Here is a 5,769-nt window from a genome sequence, read left to right as displayed (position 1 = left end):
CCATCAACACGGCGGCGCGGGAGATTGCGGCGGGGAACTCGGACCTGTCGTCGCGGACCGAGCAGCAGGCGGCGAGCCTGGAGGAAACGGCGTCGTCGATGGAAGAGCTGACCTCGACGGTGAAGCAGAACGCCGAGAACGCGCGGCAGGCGAACCAGCTGGCGATCGGCGCCTCGGACGTGGCGGTGAAGGGCGGCGCGGTGGTGGCGGAAGTGGTGACGACGATGGCGTCGATCTCGGAGGCGAGCAAGAAGATCGCCGACATCATCGGCGTGATCGACGGCATCGCCTTCCAGACCAACATTCTCGCCCTGAACGCGGCGGTGGAAGCGGCGCGCGCGGGGGAACAGGGCCGGGGCTTCGCGGTGGTGGCGAGCGAGGTGCGCAACCTGGCGCAGCGCAGCGCCTCGGCGGCCAAGGAGATCAAGGCGTTGATCGTCGATTCGAGCGATCGGGTCGGCACCGGCGCCAAGCTGGTGGAGCAGGCGGGGCGGACGATGGACGAGATCGTCGGCAGCGTGAAGCGGGTGACGGACATCATGGGCGAGATCACGGCGGCGTCGCAGGAGCAGAGCCAGGGCATCGAGCAGGTGAACCAGACGATCACGCAGATGGACGAAGTGACGCAGCAGAACGCGGCGCTGGTGGAGGAAGCCTCGGCCTCGGCGCGTTCTCTGGAGGAACAGGCCTCGGGCCTCGCCGCCTCGGTCGCGCGCTTCAGGCTGACGGAAGCCGCGACGCCTGCACAAGGCGAGGCCGCCCAGCGCGCGGCCAAGCCGATCCGGCCGCCTTCGTCGGCGGCGCGGCCGGGCGCGGCCAAGCGCGGCGGCGCTGCGCCGGCGAAGGCGCGCAGCGACGAGCAGTGGAACGAGTTCTGAGGCTAAAGAAGCCCCGCCACCGTGCCGCTAGCTCCTGCAACGACGTACTGAATCGGTCCGCCCACGCACCCATGTCCTCCTCCGCTCCCCACCGTACCGACGCGCCGGCCGCGCCCGTGCTGCGCCTGCCGGCCGATCTCGGCATCGAGCACGTCGGCGCGCTGCGCGATGCGCTCGCGGCGCAGCTCGAGGCCGAGGCGCTGACGCTCGACGCCGGCGACAGCACGCGCCTGCACGCCGGCGCGCTGCAGCTGCTCGCGGCGTTCTGCCGCGAGCGCCGCGACGCCGGTCGCGTCACCGGCTGGGGCGGCGCCAGCGCCGCGTTCGCCGACGCGGTGCGCATCGCCGGTCTCGAATCCCTGCTCAACTTCAAAGGAGCGCCGGCATGAGCCAGGTGCGCATACTCGCGGTCGACGATTCGGCGTCGATGCGCCAGATGGTGGCGTTCACCCTGCGTGACGCCGGTTTCGAAGTCGCCGAGGCCGCCGACGGCCAGGAAGCCTACGAGATGGCGCAGCGCGAGCCGTTCAAGCTGGTGCTCTGCGACGTCAACATGCCGCGCATGGACGGCATCAGCCTGGTGCGCCAGCTGCGCCAGCTGTCGAACTACAAGTTCACGCCGCTGCTGATGCTGACCACCGAGTCGGGTCCGGAGAAGAAGCAGGAAGGCAAGGCGGCCGGCGCGACCGGCTGGCTGGTGAAGCCTTTCAATCCGGAGCAGCTGATCGCCACCGTGCAGCGCGTGCTCGGCTGAGGGCGGGCCCCGACATGGCCGGCATCGATCTCAAGCGTTTTCATCGCGCCTTCTTCGAGGAGAGCTTCGAAGGCCTGGACACGATGGAGGCGGCGCTGCTGCGGCTCGATCCGGCATGCCCGGATGCCGAGACGCTGAACGGCATCTTCCGCGCCGCGCACTCGATCAAGGGCGGCGCCGGCACCTTCGGCTTCTCCGACATCAGCGACTACACGCATGTGCTGGAGGCGCTGCTCGACGAGATGCGCGCCGGCCGTCGCGCGCCGAGCGCGGCCGACATCGATCTGCTGCTGCGCGCCAGCGATGCGCTGCGCCAGCTGCTCATCGCCGCGCGCGACGAACAGGCCGCCGATCGCGCGCCGGCCGACGCCATCCACGCCGAACTCGAAGCCTGCCTGCGCGGCGCCGCCGCGCCGGCCGCGGCGCCCGCCCAAGCGGCGGCCGCCGACCAGGCCGGCGGCTGGCGCATCGTCTTCGCGCCGCACGCCAGCCTGTTCGCCAGCGGCAACGATCCGCTGCGCATCCTGCGCGAGCTGGCCGCGCTCGGCGCGATCGAGGTGCGCGTGCGCGACGCCGCGCTGCCGCGCTTCGCCGCGCTCGACGCCGAGAGCTGCCACCTGTCCTGGGACATCGTCCTGCGCGGCGACGTGACGCGCGAGGCGATCGTCGAGCTGTTCGCCTGGGTCGAGGACGAGTGCACGCTGGACATCGCGCCGCTCGCCGCGACCGTGCCGCCGCCCGCCGTCGCCGAGGCGCCGCCGCCCGCGCCCGCGAGCGCCGCCGCGCGCGCCGAAGCGGCGCGTGGCGAGGCGGCGCGCGGCGACGGTGCGTCGATCCGCGTGTCGACGGCGAAGATCGACGCGATGATCGACCTGGTCGGCGAACTGGTGATCACCCAGGCCATGCTTCAGCAGCAGGCCACGCGCCTCGATCCGGCCGTCGCCGAGGCGCTGTTGCAGGGCCTCGCGCAGCTCGACCGCCACACGCGCCATCTGCAGGACGCGGTGATGTCGACGCGCATGCTGCCGGTCGAGGCGGTGTTCTCGCGCTTCCCGCGCGTGGTGCACGACCTCGCCGCGCGCCTCGGCAAGCAGGTACGCCTGCGGACCTTCGGCGAGAGCACAGAACTCGACAAGAGCGTGATCGAGAAGATCGCCGATCCGCTCACGCACCTGGTGCGCAACAGCCTCGATCACGGCATCGAGACCGCCGAGGCGCGCCGGCGTGCCGGCAAGGACGCGGTGGGCACGCTGAGCCTGCGCGCGTCGCACCAGGGCGGCCACATCGTCATCGAGGTCGCCGACGACGGCGCCGGCCTCGATCGCGCGCGCATCCTCGCCAAGGCGGGCGAGCGCGGCATCGCCTGCGAGGCGTCGTCGATGAGCGACGGCGACGTCTGGCAGCTGATCTTCGCGCCCGGCTTCTCGACCGCCGCGCAGGTCACCGACGTGTCCGGCCGCGGCGTCGGCATGGATGTCGTCAAGCGCAACATCGAATCGCTCGGCGGCCGCGTCGAGCTGGCCTCGCGAGCCGGCCACGGCATGACGGTGACGATCCGCCTGCCGCTGACGCTGGCGATCGTCGACGGCATGTCGGTCGCCGTCGGCGACGACATCTTCATCCTGCCGCTGCCGAGCATCATCGAATCGCTGCAGCCGCAGGAGGCGCAGATCAAGCGCGTCGCCGGCCAGGGCCAGGTGGCGCGCGTGCGCGACGAATACCTGCCGCTGGTCGCGCTGCACGACTGGTTCTCGCTGCCGGCGCGGCCGAGGGCGGCGCACGAGGCGATCCTCGTCATCGTCGAGGCCGAGCGGCGCAAGGTGGCCCTGCTGGTCGACGCGCTGGTCGGCCAGCAGCAGGTCGTCATCAAGAGCCTCGAGACCCATTACAAGCGCGTGCCGGGCATCTCGGGCGCGACCATCCTCGGCGACGGCCGTGTCGCACTGATCGCCGACGTCGGCGAGATCGTGCGCATCGCCACGCGCGCCGCCGCTGCCTGACCGGAGCCTTCACCATGGAAGCCGTCAACGCCCATCCCGCCGGAGCCGCCGCCGACATCGTCCGCGAGTTCCTCACCTTCACGCTCGGCGGCGAGGAGTACGGCGTCGACATCCTCAAGGTCCAGGAGATCCGCGGCTACGACACCGTCACGCGCATGCCCGGCGCGCCCGACTTCATGAAGGGCGTGATCAATCTGCGCGGCACCATCGTGCCGGTCGTCGATCTGCGCCTGAAGTTCCGTCTCGCCGACGTGCGCTACGACGAATTCACGGTGATGGTGATCCTCAATGTCGGCAAGCGCATCGTCGGCATGGTCGTCGACGGCGTGTCGGACGTCGTCGAACTGGCGGCCGGCGACATCCGCCCGGCGCCCGAGTTCGGCAGCGCGATCGACACGCGCTTCATCACCGGCCTTGGCACGCGCGACGAGCGCATGCTGATCCTGGTCGACATCGAGAAGCTGCTGAGCTCGGCCGACATCGGCCTGATCGGCGAAGCCGCCGCGCAGGCCGCCTGAGCCGCGCCGCGGACCGCCGGCCGTCACCGCGGGACGTTCAGAAGCACCGGCGCCCGCCGCTATCGGGCGAGGAGCGCAGCACGATGCCGCTGCGCATGGACAAGCAGCGTTGCGTTCGCCGGCCGCGGGCCGGCGCCGTCGCGCCTCACCGGATCCACAACATGAAGCTCATCAAGAATCTGCCGATCGCCACGAAGCTCCTGCTGGCCTGCCTGATCGCTTCGACCTTCACCGTCGCGCTGGGCGGCTTCTCGCTGTACCGCCTCGTCGCCTCCGAGCATCAGGTGCAAAGCCTGCTGACCAACTGGGTGCCGGCGGTGCAGAAGCTGATGAACATGCGCACGGCGCTCTCCGAGTACCGCATCTATCAGATCCAGCTCGTCGGCGCCGGCAATGACGCGCAGCTGCGCGACGACTACATCGCCCGGCTCGGCAAGACGCGCACGCAGTTCGACGACGCCTTCGCGGCCTACAGATCGACGGCCCGCGGCGAGGAGGAGGCGCAGCTGAGTGCCGCCGTCGACGCGCAGCGAAGGAATTACTTCGCGCTCGACGACGCCCTGCGCGAGCACGTCGAGAACCGGCGTTTCAAGGAAGCCGCCGCCCTGCTGAACGGCGAGCTGAAGGCGGCGCGCCGCGCGACGGCCGAGGCGATCGACAAGGACCTCGACTTCAATTCGGCGGCGCTCGATGCGCTCGGCGTGCAATCCTCCGCCGGCCTGCAGCGCTCGGTCGTGATGATCGCCGTCGGCGTCATCGCCGTGCTGATGCTCAGCATCGGCGGCGGCTGGCTGATCAGCCGCTCGATCACGCGCCCGCTGCGCCAGGCCGTGGCCGCCGCCAGGGCGGTCGCCGAAGGCGATTTCGATGTGCAGGTGCGCGCCGACAGCCGCGACGAGGCCGGCCAGCTGCTCGAGGCGATGCGCTCGATGGCAGAAATGCTGCGGCGCTTCTCGGCCGCGCAGCAGGAAATGGCGCGCCAGCACGAGCTGGGCGATCTCGACTACCGCATGGATGCGCAGGCGTTCCCGGGCACCTACGCGCAGATCGCGACCCAGCTCAACGAGCTGGTCGCCGCGCACATCGCCGTGAAGCTGCGCCTGGCCGAGGTGATCTCGCGCTACGCGGTCGGCGACCTGTCGGTCGACATGGACCGCCTGCCCGGCAAGAAGGCGGTGCTGACGCAGGCCATGGACACCGCCAAGCAGAATCTGCGGAGCATCAACGAACAGATCAAGCTGCTCACCGCCGCCGCGGCGCGCGGCGATTTCAGCGTGCGCGGCGACGCGGAGCGCTTCCAGTTCGAGTTCCGCAACATGATCGTCGACCTGAACCGCCTGATGGATGTCAGCGACGGCAGTCTCCGGGAAGTCGAAGCCGTGCTCGGCGCGCTCGCCGAAGGCGACCTGAACCGCACGATCGAGCAGGATTTCGAAGGCGCCTTCGCGCGCATGAAGGACAGCGCCAACGCGACCGTGCGCCAGCTCGCGCAGATCGTGCAGCAGATCCAGCAGGCCGCGGCGGCCATCAACACGGCGGCGCGGGAGATTGCGGCGGGGAACTCGGACCTGTCGTCGCGGACCGAGCAGCAGGCGGCGAGCCTGGAGGAAACGGCGTCG

General features: G+C 70.6%; 6 protein-coding genes. All 6 read left to right on the top strand.

Going from position 1 to position 5,769, the window contains the following annotated elements:
- A partial coding sequence (locus K344_RS21460) for a methyl-accepting chemotaxis protein (RefSeq protein ID WP_043114424.1) occupies positions 1-878 on the top strand: 878 nt, incomplete at its 5' end.
- A gap of 71 nt (positions 879-949) precedes the next feature.
- Positions 950-1,267, top strand: a complete 318-nt coding sequence (locus K344_RS0111995) for an STAS domain-containing protein (RefSeq protein WP_051362178.1) — start codon at positions 950-952, stop codon at positions 1,265-1,267.
- Positions 1,264-1,632 carry a response regulator gene (locus K344_RS0111990; RefSeq protein WP_028080871.1) on the top strand — a complete coding sequence of 123 codons (369 nt, stop codon included), beginning with the start codon at positions 1,264-1,266 and terminating at the stop codon, positions 1,630-1,632. Before K344_RS0111995 ends, K344_RS0111990 begins: the two co-directional genes overlap by 4 nt.
- Before the next feature lie 14 nt (positions 1,633-1,646).
- A complete protein-coding gene (locus K344_RS0111985; protein ID WP_028080870.1) occupies positions 1,647-3,632 on the top strand; it encodes a chemotaxis protein CheA in 1,986 nt (661 codons plus the stop codon).
- A 14-nt stretch (positions 3,633-3,646) separates the two neighbouring features.
- Positions 3,647-4,150 (top strand): chemotaxis protein CheW, encoded by a 504-nt coding sequence (locus tag K344_RS0111980; RefSeq protein WP_051362177.1) that lies wholly within the window; start codon positions 3,647-3,649, stop codon positions 4,148-4,150.
- 161 nt (positions 4,151-4,311) lie between these two features.
- A partial coding sequence (locus K344_RS21455; protein WP_043114425.1) for an MCP four helix bundle domain-containing protein occupies positions 4,312-5,769 on the top strand: 1,458 nt, incomplete at its 3' end.

It is taken from the genome of Solimonas soli DSM 21787, assembly GCF_000474945.1.
Lineage (GTDB): Bacteria > Pseudomonadota > Gammaproteobacteria > Nevskiales > Nevskiaceae > Solimonas > Solimonas soli.
The sequence above is the reverse complement of the archived record's forward strand: the minus strand, read 5'-3'. Positions and strand labels throughout refer to the sequence as shown.